The 18,188-nt window shown below is 66.2% G+C and carries 1 protein-coding gene; it reads right to left on the bottom strand.

From position 1 onward, the window contains the following. Window positions 1-30 precede the first annotated feature (30 nt). The coding region (locus tag INQ47_RS17225) for a BapA/Bap/LapF family large adhesin (protein WP_404702173.1) at window positions 31-18,188 on the bottom strand (18,158 nt) is incomplete at its 5' end.

Below are 18,188 nucleotides of genomic sequence, written 5' to 3' on the forward strand. Positions count from 1 at the left end.
GGGCATTCACCCGGCGGGTTTGCAGCGGCCTCAAACCACATGGATACCGTTTTGTACCCACAGGTGATGGCTTGGATCCTCCTGGGCCGTGTATTGGTTATAGTCGATGCCGTCGGCAGTTTGGTTCCCGACCAGCGTCCAGTTGTCCGTCATGTGAACCGAGTCTTTGTCGTCCCCCTTGATGATCAGTGTGTCGGTACCGGTTTCGGTGATTGCCACCACGTCCGCCAGGTTGAGGGTGAGCGCCACCGAACTGGTGTCGTTGAGGTCGAGGATTTCGATGTCGTGCACGCGCTCGGCCAGGTTGCCCAGGTCGATACTGGCATCACCGCCGCCCCACAGCAGGGTGTCGGTACCTGTGCCACCATCGACGCTGGCGAAGTTCTGGTCGACTACCAACAGCGTGTCGTCACCCGCCCCTCCCTGCAGGGTGATGTGGCCACCCTGGCTGCCATCGAGTTGGTCGTTGCCGTCGGTGCCGGCGATCACGTCGGTGGCCGCTGCCAGGCTGGCGAGTGCCACTGATTCGTCGCCGGTATCGGCCAGCAGCGATGTGGTCGTGGTGAGGCCGGCAGCATCGTCCACGTTGATGGTCAGGGTTGCGGTGTCGGTGGTGCCGTTCGGGTGGGTTAGCTCGTAGGTGAAGGTGTCTTGCTGGCCGACCACCGCCGAGGTGAGCCCCGCGTTGAGGGTGTAGGTGTAGCTGCCGTCGGCATGCACCAGCAACGTGCCGTAGGTGCCGGCCACGCTCACCCCGTTGTAGCCTGGGATGGTGTAGGTGTTGGCCGCTGTCAGCACGCTCAGCACGGTCAAGGCCGAACCGATGTTGTCGTCAGTCAGCAGGTTGCCGGTGGCTGCTGTCGCGCCACTGACCACGAACTCGGTCAGGTACGTTGTGGTGGTGTTCAGGCTGGTGGTGATGGAGCTGAGCAAGCCAATGCCGCCGGCGGTGACACGGACTTGGTAGGTACCGGCGCCCTGGTTCTCGAAGGTATACCCGGCACCACCCCCCAGCACGCTGATCAGCGAACCACCCGGTACCGACTGCACCAGAACGTACTGGCCAGTGGCCGGGTTGAGCTTGAGCAGCTCGATGGTGGTGCCGTTGAGCAGGCTCAACAGGTTGGCGGAGTTGACCACCACCTGCAGGTCGGCCGTGGTGTCGGCGGCAACCGTGGTGGTGTAGGTGGCCTGACGGGTACCGATCAATGGCAGGTTCAGCGAGCCCAGCGTACTGCTGCTGGTGTCCACGCGGTTGTCCAGGGTGACCTGGCTGCTACCAACGTCGTTGACTGCGTCGACCACCGTGGCCGGTGCACCGTAGTTGGTGTCGCTCCAGATTTCCGTGGCTTGCGGGCTGTCGATGCGCACGTACAGGTTGGCGGTATCGGACAGGCCGTTCGGGTGCACCAGCTGGTAGCTGAACACATCCACCTTGCCCACACTGTTCGGGCTGCCGTTGGGCGTGTAGGTGTAGCTGCCGTCCGCACTGATCACCAGGGTGCCGTACTGGCCCTGAACCGTCGTGGCGGTCCCGGCCGAGACGTAGCTGCCGTCTTTTAGTACTTGCAGCACGGCGGCGCTGTCCGGGCCACTGGCATCCACCGCGCCATCGGTGCCCACGTCGGTAATGACGTTGCCGGAGGTAGCAATGCCGCTGCCGGTGAATTGGGTCAGGCTGGTGGAGACGATGTCCAGCGTGGTGCTCACTTCGGTGACCAGGCCGATGCCGCCACTGCCCACGGTCAGTCGGTAATCACCGGCTTGCAGCACGCCGATGTCCACCTGCAAGCCGATCGGCAGCACGATCAGGTCGAGCAGGCCCTGAGTGTTGCCGGTGGCGATGGTCACCCAAGCGCCGCTGGCGTCCTTCACCTGCAGGGTGAAGCTGGTGTTGTTGAGCAGTGCCAGCACGCTGTTGGTGGTCAGTGTGAGGGTAGGGTCGGCCGTGCTGCCTGCTGCCACCGTCCAGGTGTAGGTCTTGGAGAAGCCCGACAGCAGCGTGGTGAAGCTGTCGGTGTAGGTCTCCGTGGCGCTGACCGCTTCCAGGTTGACCGTGGCCGTGGCCAGGTTGTCACTGGCGATGACCGGTGCGTTGGCATCTACATCCGGTGCCGTGACGTTGACGTTGCCCGACACGTTGCCGCGCGGGTCGCTGAGGGTCACAGACAGGATCTGGCCGTTGTCCTGAGGCGGGCTCAGGGGCACGGTGAAGGTGCCGTCCGCCTGCACCGTTGCGGTTTGCAGCACGGTACCGCCGGCGCTGCGTACGGTTACGGTGGCACCCGCTTCGCCCGTACCGGTGAGGGTACTGCCGTCGGCACTGAACAGCAGGTTGCTGGCAGCCGCAGGCGGGGTCAGGTCCGGTGCGGTCAGCGCAGTGCCTGTGGACACGTTACCGGCGCTGTCGGTGAGGGTGACGCTGAGCGCCTGGTTGTCGATCTGCGCCGCAGCCAGGCTGACCACGAACAGGCCATTGCTGCCCACCGTAGCGGTACCCAGTACGGTACCGGCGCTGTTGCGCACGGTGACCGTGCTGCCGATCTGGCCAGAACCACTGACCGAGGTGCCGTTGGCGTTGATGGTGGCCAGCGGGGCGGCTGGCGGGGTGGTATCCGGCGCAGTCAGGCTGGTGCTGGCGGACAAGTTGCCGGCAGCATCGGCCTGGCGTACCACCAGCAGTTGTCCGTCGTTCTGTGGCGAGGTCAAGGTAATGCTGAAGGTGCCGTTGGCTTGCACCACTCCGGTACCGACCTGGCCGTTCGGGCCTTGGACGGTAACGGTAGCGCCCACTTCACCGCTACCAGTAAGCACGGTGCCCGCGTCATCGATGGCGACGTTGGTGGGGGCGGCAGGTGGCTGCAGGTCTGCGGCGGTGTAGCTTGTGCTGCCGGACACATTGCCTGCAGCGTCAGCCTGGCTCACACCCAGTACCTGGCCGTTGAGCTGCGCGGCGTTCAGGTTGACGGTGAACACGCCACCGCCATTCACCATCGCCGTGCCGAGCACATTGTCGCTGGCATCACGCACTGTCACCGTGGCACCGGCTTCACCCGTGCCGGTCAGCACCAGGCCATTGACAGAGAGGTTGGTCACCACCGGGTTGGCCGGTGGCGTGACGTCAGCTGCTTGCAGGAAGGTCGGCTGCGATTCGCCGCCGACCAGTGCCACCGCCGTCACCGAAATGTGCTCGCCGTTGAGCTGGGCTGCGTCCAGCGTCAGGGTGAAGGAGCCGCCCAGGGTTGCGCTGCCTGTACCGATCAGGTTGCCTGCGGCATCGTACACGCGAATGCCCACACCGCTTGGTGCACTGCCTGTCAGGGTCAGGCCGTCGCTGCCCAAGGTCACGTCGGTTGGCGGCACGGGTGGTGCGATCAACGGTGTAAGGTAGGTCGCGACCGCAGACGTATTGATGCCGTCGGACTGTGTCACTTCCAGGGTGGCGAGCGAGCCCGCCGCCGGCACCAGCGTTATCTGGAAGTTGCCAGCGGCATCCACCACGCCGGTACCGATCACGTCTCCGTCGAGGCTGACGGTGACCGTGGCATTGGCTTCGCCCTTGCCGGTCAGCACGTTGAAGGTGTTGTTGATCGCCAGGTTGGTCACCAGGTCGGGTGGCGAGGTGTCGTTGGTCTGGTAAGGGACAGCCACCGAAGCGTTGCCGGCATCATCGGTGGACACCACCGTCAGCAACTGGCCGTTGTTCTGTGCCGGGCTGATCGGCACAGTGAACTGGCCGTTCTCATCCACTTCCACGGTGCCCACGATGTTGTTGTCCGGGCCGCGTACCGTGATGGTGCTGCCGGCTTCGGCCGTACCCGTCATCGACGTACCGGCTGCATTGAGCAGCAGGTCGGTCGGCTGCACCGGTGGCGTCAGGTCTGGCGCAGTCACTGCCAGCGGTGCCGACGGGTTGCCAGTGGCGTCCTGGGCGATGATGGTCAGCGTTTCGCCGTTGATTTGCGGGAGGTTCAGGTCAAGGACGAAGGTGCCGTCCGGATCCACCGTCACCTGGCCCAGCAGGTCACCGTTGTTGTTGACCACGGTGACGCGGGTGCCGGCTTCGGCGGTACCAGTCACCTGGGTACCGCTGTCGTTGATGGTGGCGATCACGGTGGCCGGTGGTGTGGTGTCCACGGCCGTGACCGAACTGATTGGGGAGATGTTGCCGGTTGCATCGGTCAGGGTGACCTGCAGCACCTGGCCATCGAGCTGCGCTGCATCCAGCTCGACGATGAAGGTCCCGTCGGCGCCCACTGTGCCGGTACCGACCTGCGTGGTGCCGACGTACACGCGCACGGTGGCGCCCACTTCGCCGATACCGCCCAGCTCGTCACCTGCCGCATTGAGCTGCAGCTCTGTTGCAGCAGCTGGCGGCGTAAGGTCCGGCGCCTGCACGTTGACCGGCAGGCTGACGTTGCCGGGTGGGTCGGCCTGCAGCACCGACAGTGTCTGGTTGTTGATTTGTGCAGGTGACAGCTCGACGCTGAAGCTGCCATCAGCAAGCACGATACCCGTGCCCAGTACGGTACCGGCTGCATTACTGACGATTACTGTGGCGCCGGCCTCGCCCAGGCCGCTGACCACACTGCCGTCGGCGTTGATCACCACCAGGGTGAGCGGGTCGGGTGGAGTGAAGTCCGGGGTTTGCAGAGTTGCCACTGCCGACACGTTGCCGGCCGCATCGGTCTGGGTGAAGCTGAGCAGCTCGGCGTTGCCCAGCGCCGGGCTCAGCGTGATGGTGAAGTGGCCGCTGGCATCGACGGTGGCGCTGCCGATTTCCTCGCCTGCCGGGTTGGTCACGGTCACCAGCGCGCCTACTTCGCCGCGGCCGGTGAGGGTGACACCATCACCGGAAACGGCCAGTTCGCCTGGTGCCGTTGGCGGTGTGGTATCGGGTGCGGTGATGGCGCTGGCGGCAGACTGGTTGCCAGCCGCATCGGTCAGCACCACTTGCACCTGTTGGCCGTTGGCCTGCGGCGATGCGAGGTTGACCTGGAAGGTGCCGTCGGCGCGCACCGTTGCACTGCCCAGCACCGAACCATCAGCGGCGAGCACACGCACGGCGGCACCTGCTTCACCGGTACCGTTCAGCAAGCTGCCACCCCCGGCGAAAGCCAGGTTGTCAGCAGCATCCGGCGCGACGCGGTCAGGGGCTGTCAGGCTGACGCTGTTGGACTCGTTGCCGGCCACATCGGACTGGCTGGCGCTGAGCTGTTCGCCGTTGATTTGAGCGGCGCTCAGGTCGACGTTGAAGTCGCCATTGGCATCGACCACGGCAGTGCCCAGGTCGATACCGCCTTCGCCAAGCACGGTAACGGTGGCACCTGCTTCACCGCGGCCACTGAGTACCAGGCCGTCGTTGGACAACACCAGGTTGGTCAGTGGCTGCGGTGCCGTGGTGTCCGGTGCCTGTAGGGTAGCGGGCAGCGATACGGTGCCATCGGTGCCCGTTGCGCTGACCTGCAGCACTTCGCCATTGGCCTGTGCACTGCCCAGATTGACAGTGAACGTGCCATCGTTACCGACCGGGCTGCTGCCCAGCAATACGCCGTTGGGACCATACACCTTGACTGTATTGCCCGCCTCAGCGGTGCCGGTCACTGACAAGCCGTCGGCGGCCAATATCAGGTTGTCCGGCGTGGCCGGTGCCAGCACGCCTGGCGCAGTCACGTTTTGTGCAGGGGAGACGTTCTGTGCGGCATCGGCCTGGACCACGCTCAGGCTTTCACCCGTGATCGCTACCGGCGACAGGGACACGCTGAAGTGACCGTCGGCCGCCACTGTAGCGTTGCCTAGCACGGTACCGTCTGGTGCCCGTACGGTCACAGTTGCGCCTGCTTCGCCATCGCCGGTGAGGGTGGCGCCATTGGCGGAGACCGCCAGGTTGGTCACGGCAGCCGGCGGCGTGGTGTCGGCTGCGGTGTAAGGTGCGGCCGGCGACACGTTGCCGGCTGCGTCGGTGGCGGTTACCTGCAGCGTCTGGCCATTGGTCTGGGCACTGTTCAGGGTGACCTGGAAGGTGCCGTTGCTGCCCGCTACCGCTGTGCCCAGCACGTTGCCGCTGGCATCGCGTACGGTCACGGTGCTGTTGGCTTCGGCGTTACCGGTCAGTTGCAGCCCGGTACCCGACAGGGCGAGTGCTGTCGGTGCCGTAGGCGGGGTGAAGTCCGGTGCGGTGACTGCCACGGCGGTGGAGGTGTTGTTGCCCGCGTCGGTCTGCGTAACGCTCAGGAGCTGAGCGTTGAGCTGGGCGCTGTTCAGGGTGAGGGTAAAGCTGCCATTGGTCGCTACCAGGCCGGTGCCGATGATGGTCCCGTCCGGGCCGTGAACGGTGACCGTGGCACCAGCTTCGCCCAGGCCGGTCAGGGTCAGGCCGTTGCTGTTCAGCACCACGTTGGTCAAAGGCGCGGGTGGGGTCAGGTCCGGGGTTGTCACATTGATCGCAGGCGAGGTGTTGCTGGCAGCATCCACTTGCGTCACGCCGATGACCTGGCCGTTTGCTTGTGGCGTGTCGAAGGTCACCGTGAAGCGACCGTCGGCGCCCACCGTGGCTGTGCCGAGCAAGGCGCCGGCGGCATTGCGTACCAGTACCGTGGCGCCCGCTTCACCACTGCCGGAAAGCTGGCGGCCGTCCTGGCTCAACACCGGGTTACTGATGGCCGCTGGCGGCGTGTGGTCTGGCGTGGCCAGGCTGGCCGGGCCGGACACATTGCCCGCGGCATCACTGAGGGTGACCTGTAGCGGGCTACCGGTGACCTGCGCGCTGGGCAGGGTGATCTGGAACTGGCCGCTCTGGTTGACGGTACCGGTGGCGAGGATGGCGCCGCTGGCGTCGCGAACGGTGACGCTGGCACCGGCTTCGCCCTGGCCGCTGAGCACGGTGGCTGCGCTGTTGAGGCTGAGGTTGCTGGCCGCCAGTGGTGCCTGCAGGTCAGGCGCTTGCAGGGTGGCCGCGAGCGAAACGTTACCCGCAGCATCAGCCTGGGTCACGATCAGGTTCTGCCCATTGGCCACGGCCGGCGAGAAGCTGACGTTGAACAGGCCATTGCTGTCTACGGTTGCAGTCCCCAGCAAGCTGCCTTGTGCGTCTGTCACGCGCACGGTTGCGCCCACTTCGCCTTGGCCGGTCAGCGTACTGCCGGTGGCGTTGAGGTTTACCTGCGTCGGCGCGTCCGGTGGCGTGGTGTCATTGGCCACGATAATGGCCGGCACCGAAGGCTGGCCATCGACGGTAGCCTTGGCACTGACCTGCAAGGTCTGGGCGTTGAGCTGGGCGTTCTGGAAGAACACTCGGAAAGTGCCGTCGCTGCCGACCGTAGCGCTGCCCAGGGTGGCGCCCCCGGAGGTCACGGTAATCAGCGAGCCGACTGTACCCTGACCGGTCAGCAAAAAGCCGTCGGCGCTGATGGCAAGGGCCGAAGGCGTGGCCACTTCGGTACCGGTCGGGCCAGTCAATGGTATTTCAGACGATTCGTTGCCGGCAGGGTCGATCACCACCACATCGACGGTTTCGCCTGATGCCAGCGGTGGGTCGACCGGTATCACGAAGGTGCCGTCCGGCCCTGCAGTTACAGTGCCGCGCACGGTGTCATCCGGGTTGCGGATTTCCACTGTGCTGCCAGGTTCGGCTGTGCCGCCGACCGCGCTGCCGTCCGGGCTTACGGTAAGGCCGGTGGCTGGCTCTGGGTTGGTTGTGTCCGGCGCAGTCACAGAGACCGGTGCCGAATCGTTGCCGGCTGCGTCCGTCACCACCACGGTCACGGTCTGGCCGTTGTTCTGCGGGGTATCCAGCGGCACGCTGAAGCTGCCATCCGGGTTGACCGCAACGGTAATCACGTTGCCGGCCTCATCGCTCACAGTCACCGAACTGGCGCCCGGTGCGTTACCGGTCACAGCGGTGCCATCGCCGTTGACTGCTACGTCGGTGGGCAGTGCCGGTGGCGTGATGTCTGGCGCAAGGATCTGGCTGGGCTGCGAAATGTTGCCGGCCGCATCGGTCAGCGTCACATCCAGGGGCTGGCCGTCCAGTTGTGCGGGCGACAGTGGGACCGTGAAGCTACCGCCAGCGGGCACGACGGTGGTGCCGACCAACGTGCCGTCGGCAAGCTTCACTTCCACCGTGGAGCCAGCTTCACCTGTACCTTGGATGGCGTTGCCGCCCGAGGTGATCGTGAGGTCGGCAGGCGCAGCTGGCGCAGTGCTGTCGTCAGCGGTGAAAGTGGCCGACGGCGAGGCATTGCCGCCGCCATCGATCAGCACCACCGACAGCACTTCACCGTTGGTCTGTGCGGGCGAGAGTGCCACTTCGAACGTGCCGTCTGCATTCACCGGGATGGTGCCTAGCAGGTCGCCCGCAGCGTTGCGTACCTCTACGGTGCTGCCTGCCTCGCCCTGCCCGCTGAGCAGTGTGCCGGTAGGGTCAAGGCTCAGGCCTTGCGCCGGCAGCGGTGCCTCGAGGTCAGGTGTGGTCACGGTGCCAGCGGGCGAGCCGTTACCGCTATTGTCCGCCTGAGTGACAGACAGCGTCTGGCCATTGAGCTGTGGCGGGTCGATTGCCACTTGGAAGGTGCCATCGGGCTGGACCGTTGCGGTGCCCAGTACTGCGCCGCCAGTGCCGGTCACGGTCACCTGCGCACCCGGCTCGCCGCTGCCGCTCAGGCTGCTGCCGTCGCCAGCCAGGACCAAATCGGTGGGGCTATCGGGTGCCTGGGTATCCGGTGCCAACAGGTCGACCGCCGCCGACAGGTTGCCGGCCGCGTCGCGTTGCTCCACGGTCAGTGCCTGGCCGTTGGTCTGCGGCGTGTCGAGGGTAATTTCGAAAGCGCCGCCAGCGCCGACCACTGTGCTGCCCAGCACGCTGCCGTCCGGTCCGCGCACGGTGACAGTGGCACCTGGTTCGCCGTTGCCGGTGATCGTGGTACCGGTGCCGTCGATGGCCGGGCTGGTGACCACTTGCGGTGGGGTAGAGTCGGGTGCAGTGAAGTCCACTGGCCCTGCGCTGTTGCCCAGGTTATCGGTAGCTTCCACGGTCAGGCTTTCGCTATTGCGTTGTGGCGCGTTGAGGGTGACGTCGAATCGGCCGTCACCGCCCACGGTGGCAGTGCCCAGCACGTTGCCTTCGGCGTCACGCACGGTGACGATGGAGCCGCTTTGACCTTGGCCTGTGAGGTGAATGCCAGCGGTATCGATGGCCAGCCCGGAGGGTTGCAGCGGGCCGTCGGTATCGGGCGCCACGATGGTGGCGGTCGAGGTGTTGCCAGCTGGGTCGCGCAATACCACGTCCAGTTCCTGGCCGTCGGTCTGCGGTGGGTTCAGGACCACGCTGATCACACCGTCGGCACCGACCTGGGCGTTGCCTAGCACTGTACCGTCGGCGCTGATGACTTGCACGGTGGTGCCCGGTTCACCGCGACCGGTGAGCAGGTCGCCCTCGGCGTTCAGTTGCAGTTCGCTGGCTTCATTGGGCGGGGTGATATCGGGGGCGGTGATCTGGGTAGGCAGCGAACTGTTCCCAGCGCCGTCAATCGCCACGACATCCAGTGCCTCGCCGTTGGCCTGGGCCGGGGTCAGGCCTATGGTGAAGCTGCCATCCGGGCCGGCCTGGACACTGCCCAGGACATTGCCCTGCGCGTCACGCACTTGCACCTGCGTATCTGCCGGTGCGGTACCGGAAACGCTGGAGCCGTCACCGGCCACCACCACGCCGCTCGGGCTTTCGGGCAGCGGTGTATCGGCAACGGTCACACTGACCTCTGCCGAGGTATTGCCTGCGGCATCGGTCTGCACCAGCACGAGGTTCTCTCCGGCGGCCAGCGGTGCCTCCAGGTCGACCACGAAGGTGCCGTTTGGCGCCACGGTGCCGGTACCGATGACTGCACCTTGGGCATCACGCACTTCCACCGTGGCACCGGGCTCGCCACGGCCCGAGACGGCCAGGCTGCCATCGCCTGCCACCACGTCGGCGACGATCGCTGGCGCGGTAATGTCCGGGGCCACGTAGCTCAGCGGCACCGAAGTGTTGCCTGCCGCATCGGTCACTGTGATGGACAAGGTTTCGCCATTGGCCTGTGGCGGGTCGAGGGTCAGGCTGAAGCTGCCATCCGGCTCGGCAATGGCGCTACCGATCAGGTTGCCCGAGGCATCTTCAACCTCCACTCGGGCACCTGCTTCTGCAGTGCCGACCAGGGTGTCGCCATTGCTCAGTACCAGGTCGGTTGGTTGCAGCGGTGCTACCAGGTCGGGCGCTGTCAGCGGGGTAGGTGCAGAGACGTTGCCGGCGGCGTCAGTCAGGGTCACTTGCAGGGACGAGCCATCCACCACCGGGGTTGGCAGTTGCACATTGAAGCTGCCATCGGGTTGAACGGTGCCGCTCACCAGCACCTGCCCCTGATCGTTGCGCACCTCCACGGTGGCGCCCGCTTCGCCGCGCCCGGAGACTGTGCGGCCATCGTTACTGATGGCCAGCTCGGTAGCGGGTTCCGGCGGTGTGGTGTCGCCGCCGTTGTCCACGATCGGTGCGGTGACGCTGCCGGCCGTGGAGGCGTTGCCTGCGGCATCGGTGGCCGTCACCTGCAACTGCTCGCCTGCCACTTGTGGCGGAGTGAGGTCGATGCTGAAAGCGCCGCTGGCCCCCACCACGACACTGCCCAACACCGTGGTGCCGTCGGCGGCCAGCACGCGGACGGTGCTGCCTGATTCGGCGCGGCCACTGACGACGCTACCATCGCCACTGATTGCGAGATCGCTGGGTGCCACAGGCGGGGTGATGTCTGGTGCGGCGATCTGCACTGGCAACGACGAGGTGCCGTTGTTGTCGATCGCCACCACGTCCAGCAACTCGCCATTGGCCTGGGCCGGTGTGAGCACCACGGTGAAGGTGCCTTCGGCACCCACCACGATGCTACCGACCAGCGTGCCGTTGGCATCATGCACTTCCACACGGCTGCCTGCCGGAGCAGAGCCGCTGATGCTGCTGCCATCGGCGGCCACGACCAGTTCGCTCGGACTGGTCGGCGTGACTACCAGTGGCACGTCGTAGGTCAGCGCCTCAGAGGCGTTGCCGCTCGGGTCGGTCTGTACCAGGCTCAGGCGTTCACCTGGCAGCGCAGCCGGATCGAGGTCGATCACGAAAGTACCGTTCACAGTCACTGTGCCGGTACCGATCAGCGTGCCATTGGCATCGCGCGCCTCGACGGTTGCACCGGCTTCGCCGCGACCGCCCAGGGTCAGGCCGTCGGCGCCGACCACAATGTTGCTGACCATGGCAGGCGCGGTGATGTCCGGGGCCTCGAACTGTAGGGGTGAAGAGACATTGCCGGCGGTATCGACCAGACGGATATCGAGGATTTCGCCATTGGCCTGGGCTGGCGACAGGGTAATGCTGAAGCTGCCGGTTTCATTGACCAGACCAGTGCCGAGCAAGTTGCCCGAGGCATCGAAGGCCTGCACTGTCGTGCCAGGCTCGCCGTTGCCGCTCAGGGTCACGCCGTCGGCCAAGGTCAGGCCGGTCGGCTGGGCCGGGGCCTGCAAGTCCGGGGTAGCCACCGACGCCGGTGCAGAAGCATTGCCGCTGGCATCAGTCAGCACCACTTGCAGGTTGCTGCCATCTTTCACCGGTGGGTCGAGGGTGATCTGGAAGGTACCGTCCAGGTTGACCGAGCCGCTGGCCAGTACATTGCCCTGGGCATCGCGCACCTGCACGCTGGCTCCGACTTCGCCGCGGCCATTGAGCTGGGCACCGGCCAGGTCGACTACCAGGTTGGTTGCGGCATCCGGTGGTGTGGTGTCGCCACCGTCGATGTCCGGCGCGGTGATGTCGCCAGCCGCGGAGGTGTTGCCGGCGGCGTCAGTGGCGGTGACTTGCAGTACCTCGGCGTTTACCTGTGGCGGGTCGAGGGTGATGCTGAAACTGCCAGTGGCGTCGACCACCACACTACCCAGCACGGTGGTGCCATCGGCGGCCATCACACGCACGGTGCTGCCCACTTCGGCGCGGCCGGTGACCTCGCTGCCGTTGGCACTGATCGCCAACTCGTCCGGGGTGACCGGTGGGGTGATATCCGGTGCGGTGACCTGCACGGGTAGCGATGTAGCGCCGCTGCCGTCGATGGCCACCACGTCCAGCAATTCGCCGTTGGCCTGGGCCGGGTTGAGGATGACGGTGAAGGTGCCATCGACACCTACCACCACACTGCCCACCAGTGAGCCGTTGGCGTCGTGTACTTCCACACGGCTGCCCGCCGGGGCTGTACCGCTGATGCTGACACCGTTCTCAGCCACCACCAGGTCGCTGGGGCTGGCGGGTGCGGTGGTTACCGGAACTTCATATTGCAGGGCCTCGGAGGCGTTGCCGCTCGCATCGGTTTGCACCAGGCTCAACTGAGCGCCCGACTGGGCTGCCGGGTCCAGATCGACCACGAAGGTGCCGTTGGCGCCGACGGTGCCGGTACCGATGACAGTGCCGTTGGCATCACGTACCTGTACGGTAGCACCGGCCTCGCCACGGCCACTGAGCACCAGGCCATCGGCGCCGACCACGATGTTGCTGACAGTAGCTGGCGGCGTGATGTCCAGTGCAGTGAACGCCAGCGGCGTCGAACTGTTGCCGGCGGCGTCTACCACGCGAATGTCCAGGGCCTCACCATTGGCCTGGGCGGGGAACAGCGTGACGCTGAAGGTGCCGTCTTCGTTGACCAGGCCTGTGCCGATCAGGCTGCCGGTGGCATTGCGCACCTGTACGGTGGCACCGGGCTCGCCGCGGCCGGTGAAGGTCACACCATCGATCAAGGCCAGCTCGGTTGGCTGCGCGGGGGCCAGCAGGTCCGGCGTGGCGACCGAACCGGGTTGCGAGACATTGCCGGCAGCGTCGGTCAGGGTCACTTGCAGGGTACTGCCATCGGTGATGGCCGGGTTCAAGGTGATGGCGAAGGTGCCATCCGGATTGACCGTGCCCGTGGCAACTACGGTGCCTGCGCCATCGCGCACCTGAAGGCTGGCACCGGCTTCACCGCGACCGGTCAGCTGGCTGCCGGCAGCGTTGATCACCAGATTGGTCGGGGCTTCCGGTGGCGTTGTGTCGCTGCCGTCGATGTCCGGCGCGGTAAGGTTGCTGGCGGTGGAGGCGTTGCCTGCCGCATCAGTGGCCGTGACTTGCAGCACCTCGCCGTCTACCTGTGGCGGGTCGAGGGTGATGCTGAAGCTGCCGGTAGCGCCAACTACCACGCTACCCAGCACAGTGGTGCCGTCGGCGGCCAGCACGCGTACGGTGCTTCCCGGTTCGGCGCGGCCGGTGACCACGCTGCCGTCGGCATTGATCAGCAATTCGCTCGGGGTGACCGGCGGGGTGATGTCTGGCGCAGCGATTTGTACCGGCAGGGACATTGTGCCGCTGCCATCGATGGACACCACGTCCAGCAGTTCGCCATTGGCCTGGGCCGGGTCGAGGGGTACGGTGAAGCTGCCGTCGGGGCCAGCCACCACACTGCCAATCAGCGTGCCGTTGGCATCATGCACTTCCACACGGGTGCCGGCCGGCGCGGTACCGGTGAGTGTGGTGCCATCAGCATCAATGGCCAGATTGCTTGGGCTGTCGGGCGCGGTGGTCAGTGGTACGTCGTACTCGGTAGCCACGGAAGCGTTGCCGCTTGGGTCGGTCTGCACCAGGCTCAACTGCTCGCCCGGCTGCGCGGCCGGATCCAGATCGATCAGGAAGGTGCCATTGGCTCCCACAACACCCGTGCCGATCACGGTGTCATTGGCATCGCGTACTTCGACGGTGGCGCCGGGCTCGCCGCGACCGCTCAGGGCCAGGCCGTCAGCACCAACTGCAATATTGGTTATTGCCTCAGGTGGGGTGATGTCCGGCGCATCGAATTGCAGCGGCGCAGAGGCGTTGCCGTCAGCATCCACCAAGCGTACGTCGAGGGCTTCGCCGTTGGCCTGGGCAGGCGACAGGGTGAGGCTGAACAGGCCGTCGGCCCCGACGACACCAGTACCGATGACAGCACCGCCGGCATCGCGCACCTGCACGGTAGCGCCGGGCTCGCCGCGACCGGTGAAGGTGACGCCATCGGCCAGGGCCAGGTCAGTCGGTTGTGCGGGCGGCAGCAAGTCGACCGAGGTGACCGAGCCCGGTTGCGATACGTTGCCGGCGGCATCGGTGAGGGTGACCTGCAAGGTGCTGCCGTCGTTCACGACAGGGTCCAGGGTGACGGTGAAGGTGCCATCCGCGGTGACGGTGCCGGTCGCGAGGATGTTGCCGGTCGCGTCACGCACCTGCACGGTGGTGCCCACTTCGCCTCGACCACTGAGTTGGCTGCCGGCAAGGCCGATCACGAGATTGGTCGGGGTCTCCGGTGGCGTTGTGTCGCCGCCGTCGATGTCCGGCGCGGTAAGGTTGCCGGCGATGGAGGCGTTGCCTGCCGCATCGGTGGCCGTCACTTGCAGCTCCTCGCCGTCTACCTGTGGCGGGTCGAGGGTGATGCTGAAGCTGCCGGTAGCGCCAACTACCACGCTACCCAGCACAGTGGTGCCGTCGGCGGCCAGCACGCGTACGGCGCTGCCCGGTTCGGCGCGGCCGGTGACCACGCTGCCGTCGGCATTGATCACCAGCTCGGTCGGTGCGGCAGGGGCGGTGATGTCGGGGGCGGTGATCTGTGCGGGCAGCGAGGAAACGCCGCCGTCATCGATGGCGACCACGTCCAGCAGTTCGCCATTGGCCTGGGCCGGGTCGAGGATTATGGTGAAGCTGCCATCGGGGCCCGCCACCACAGTGCCAATCAGCGCGCCGTTGGCGTCATGCACTTCCACACGGCTGCCAGCCGGCGCGGTACCGGTAAGGTTGGTGCCAACAGCATCGATGGCCAGATTGCTCGGGCTGTCGGGCGCGGTGGTCAATGGTACGTCGTACTCGGTAGCCACCGAAGCATTACCGCTTGGGTCGGTCTGCACCAGGCTCAATTGCTCGCCCGGCTGTGCGGTCGGGGTGAGGTCGATCAGGAAGGTGCCATTGGCACCCACGACACCCGTGCCGATCACGGTGCCATTGGCATCGCGTACTTCGACGGTGGCGCCGGGCTCGCCGCGACCGCTCAGGGCCGTGCCACCTGGGCCGACCAGGATGTCGGTGACCGCATCGGGCGGTGTGATATCCGGGGCTGTGAACTCCAGCGGTATCGAACTGTTGCCGGCGGCATCCACCAGACGCACGTCGAGTGCTTCACCATTGGCCTGGGCCGGCGACAGGGTGAGGCTGAACAGGCCGTCGGCTCCGACGACACCAGTACCGATGACAGCACCGCCGACATCGCGCACCTGCACGGTAGCGCCGGGCTCGCCGCGACCGGTGAAGGTGACGCCATCGGCCAGGGCCAGGTCAGTCGGTTGTGCGGGCGGCAGCAGGTCGACCGAGGTGACCGAGCCCGGTTGCGATATGTTGCCGGCGGCGTCGGTGAGGGTGACCTGCAAGGTGCTGCCGTCGTTCACGGCAGGGTCCAGGGTGACGGTGAAGGTGCCATCCGTGGTGACGGTGCCGGTCGCGAGGATGTTGCCGGTCGCGTCACGCACCTGCACGGTGGTACCCACTTCGCCTCGACCACTGAGTTGGCTGCCGGCAAGGCCGATCACCAGATTGGTCGGGGCTTCAGGCGGGGTGGTATCGCCGCCATCGATGTCCGGGGCGGTGACCGAGCTGGCTACGGAGGCATTACCAGCGGCATCGGTCGCGGTGGCCTGCAGGACTTCGCCATCAATCTGCGGTGGGGTGAGGTTGATGCTGAACGCCCCGGTCGGGCCGACCACGGTAGCGCCCAGTTCGGTGCCATCGGCAGCCAGGATACGCACGGTGCTGCCCGGTTCGGCACGGCCGGTGATAACGCTGCCTTCCGCGCTCACGGCCAGTTCGGTCGGTGCGGCAGGGGCGGTGATGTCAGGGGCGGTGATCTGTGCGGGCAGCGAGGAAACGCCGCCGTCATCAATGGCGACCACGTCCAGCAGTTCGCCGTTAGCCTGGGCCGGGTCGAGGGTTACGGTGAAGCTGCCGTCGGGGCCAGCCACCACAGTGCCGATCAGTGTGCCGTTGGCGTCATGCACTTCCACGCGGCTGCCGGCCGGCGCGTTACCGGTCATGGTAGTGCCATCAGCATCGATGACCAGATTGCTCGGGCTGTCGGGCGCGGTGGTCAGCGGTACGTCGTACTCGGTAGCCACGGAAGCGTTGCCGCTTGGGTCGGTCTGCACCAGGCTCAATTGCTCGCCCGGCTGTGCGGCCGGGGCGAGGTCGATCACGAAGGTGCCGTTGGCGCCGACAGTGCCGGTACCGATGACAGTGCCATTGGCATCGCGTACTTCGACGGTGGCGCCAGGCTCGCCGCGACCGCTCAGGGCCAGGCCATCAGTGCCGACGGCAATATTGGTTACTGCCTCAGGCGGAGTGATGTCCGGCGCATCGAATTGCAGTGGTGCCGAGGCGTTGCCGGCGGCATCCACCACGCGAATGTCCAGGGCTTCACCATTGGCCTGGGCGGGGAACAGCGTGACGCTGAAGGTGCCGTCTTCGTTGACCAAGCCAGTGCCAATCAGGTTACCGCCAGCATCGCGCACCTGCACAGTAGCACCAGGCTCACCGCGACCGGTGAAGGTGACGCCATCGGCCAGGGCCAGGTCAGTCGGTTGTGCGGGCGGCAGCAAGTCGACCGAGGTGACCGAGCCCGGTTGCGATACGTTGCCGGCGGCATCGGTGAGGGTGACCTGCAAGGTGCTGCCGTCATTCACGGCAGGGTCCAGGGCGATGACGAAGGTGCCATCTGCAGCGACGGTGCCGGTCGCGAGGATGTTGCCGGCCGCGTCACGCACCTGCACGGTAGAGCCGGCTTCGCCTCGACCACTGAGTTGGCTACCGGCAAGGCCGATCACCAAGTCAGTCGGGGCTGCCGGTGGCGTGGTATCGACCCCGTCGATATCCGGTGCGGTAACTGCGCTGCTTGGCGATGTGTTGCCAGCGGCATCGGTCGCGGCGGCCTGTAGCACTTCGCCGTCAACTTGTGGCGGGTTGAGGTTGAGGCTGAACGCGCCGGTCGGGCCGACCACGACAGTGCCCAGTTCAGTGCCGCCGGCAGCCACGATGCGCACGGTGCTGCCCGGTTCGGCACGGCCGGTGATAACGCTGCCGTCCGCGCTGACCGCCAGTTCGGTTGGGGCGGCAGGGGCGGTGATGTCGGGCGCGGTGATCTGGGCGGGCAGCGAGGAAATGCCGCCGTCATCGATGGCGACCACGTCCAGCAGTTCGCCGTTGGCTTGTGCGGGATTCAGTTCGATGCTGAAGCTGCCATCGGCGCTGGCAATGGCACTGCCAATCAACGTGCCGTTGGCGTCATGCACTTCCACACGGCTGCCAGCCGGCGCGGTACCGGTGAGGGTGGTGCCATCAGCATTGATGGCTAGATTGCTCGGGCTGTCGGGCGCGGTGGTCAGTGGTACATCGTACTCGGTAGCCACCGAAGCGTTGCCGCTTGGGTCGGTCTGCACCAGGCTCAATTGTTCGCCCGGCTGTGCGGCTGGGGCGAGGTCGATCAGGAAGGTGCCGTTGGCACCCACCACACCCGTGCCGATCACAGTGCCATTGGCATCGCGCACTTCCACAGTGGCACCCGGCTCGCCGCGACCGCTCAGGGCCAGGCCGTCAGCACCAACTGTAATATTGGTTACTGCGTCAGGCGGTGTGATGTCCGGCGCGTCGAATTGCAATGGGGCAGAGCTGTTGCCGGCAGCATCCATCAGACGCACATCGAGCGCTTCACCATTGGCCTGGGCAGGCGACAGGGTGAGGCTGAACAGACCGTCGGCACCGACGACACCAGTACCGATGACAGCACCGCCGGCATCGCGTACCTGCACGGTGGCACCGGGCTCGCCGCGACCGGTGAAGGTGACGCCATCGGCCAGGGCCAGGTCAGTCGGTTGCGCGGGCGGCAGCAGGTCGGCCGAGGTGACCGAGCCCGGTTGGGATACGTTGCCGGCGGCGTCGGTGAGGGTGACTTGCAAGGTGCTGCCGTCGTTGACGGCAGGGTCCAGGGCGATGACGAAGGTGCCATCTGCAGCGACGGTGCCAGTCGCGAGGATGTTGCCGGCCGCGTCACGCACCTGCACGGTGGTGCCCACTTCGCCTCTACCGCTGAGTTGGCTGCCGG

This window comes from Pseudomonas sp. 3HC3 (genome assembly GCF_044904505.1).
Classification (GTDB): domain Bacteria; phylum Pseudomonadota; class Gammaproteobacteria; order Pseudomonadales; family Pseudomonadaceae; genus Aquipseudomonas; species Aquipseudomonas putida_Y.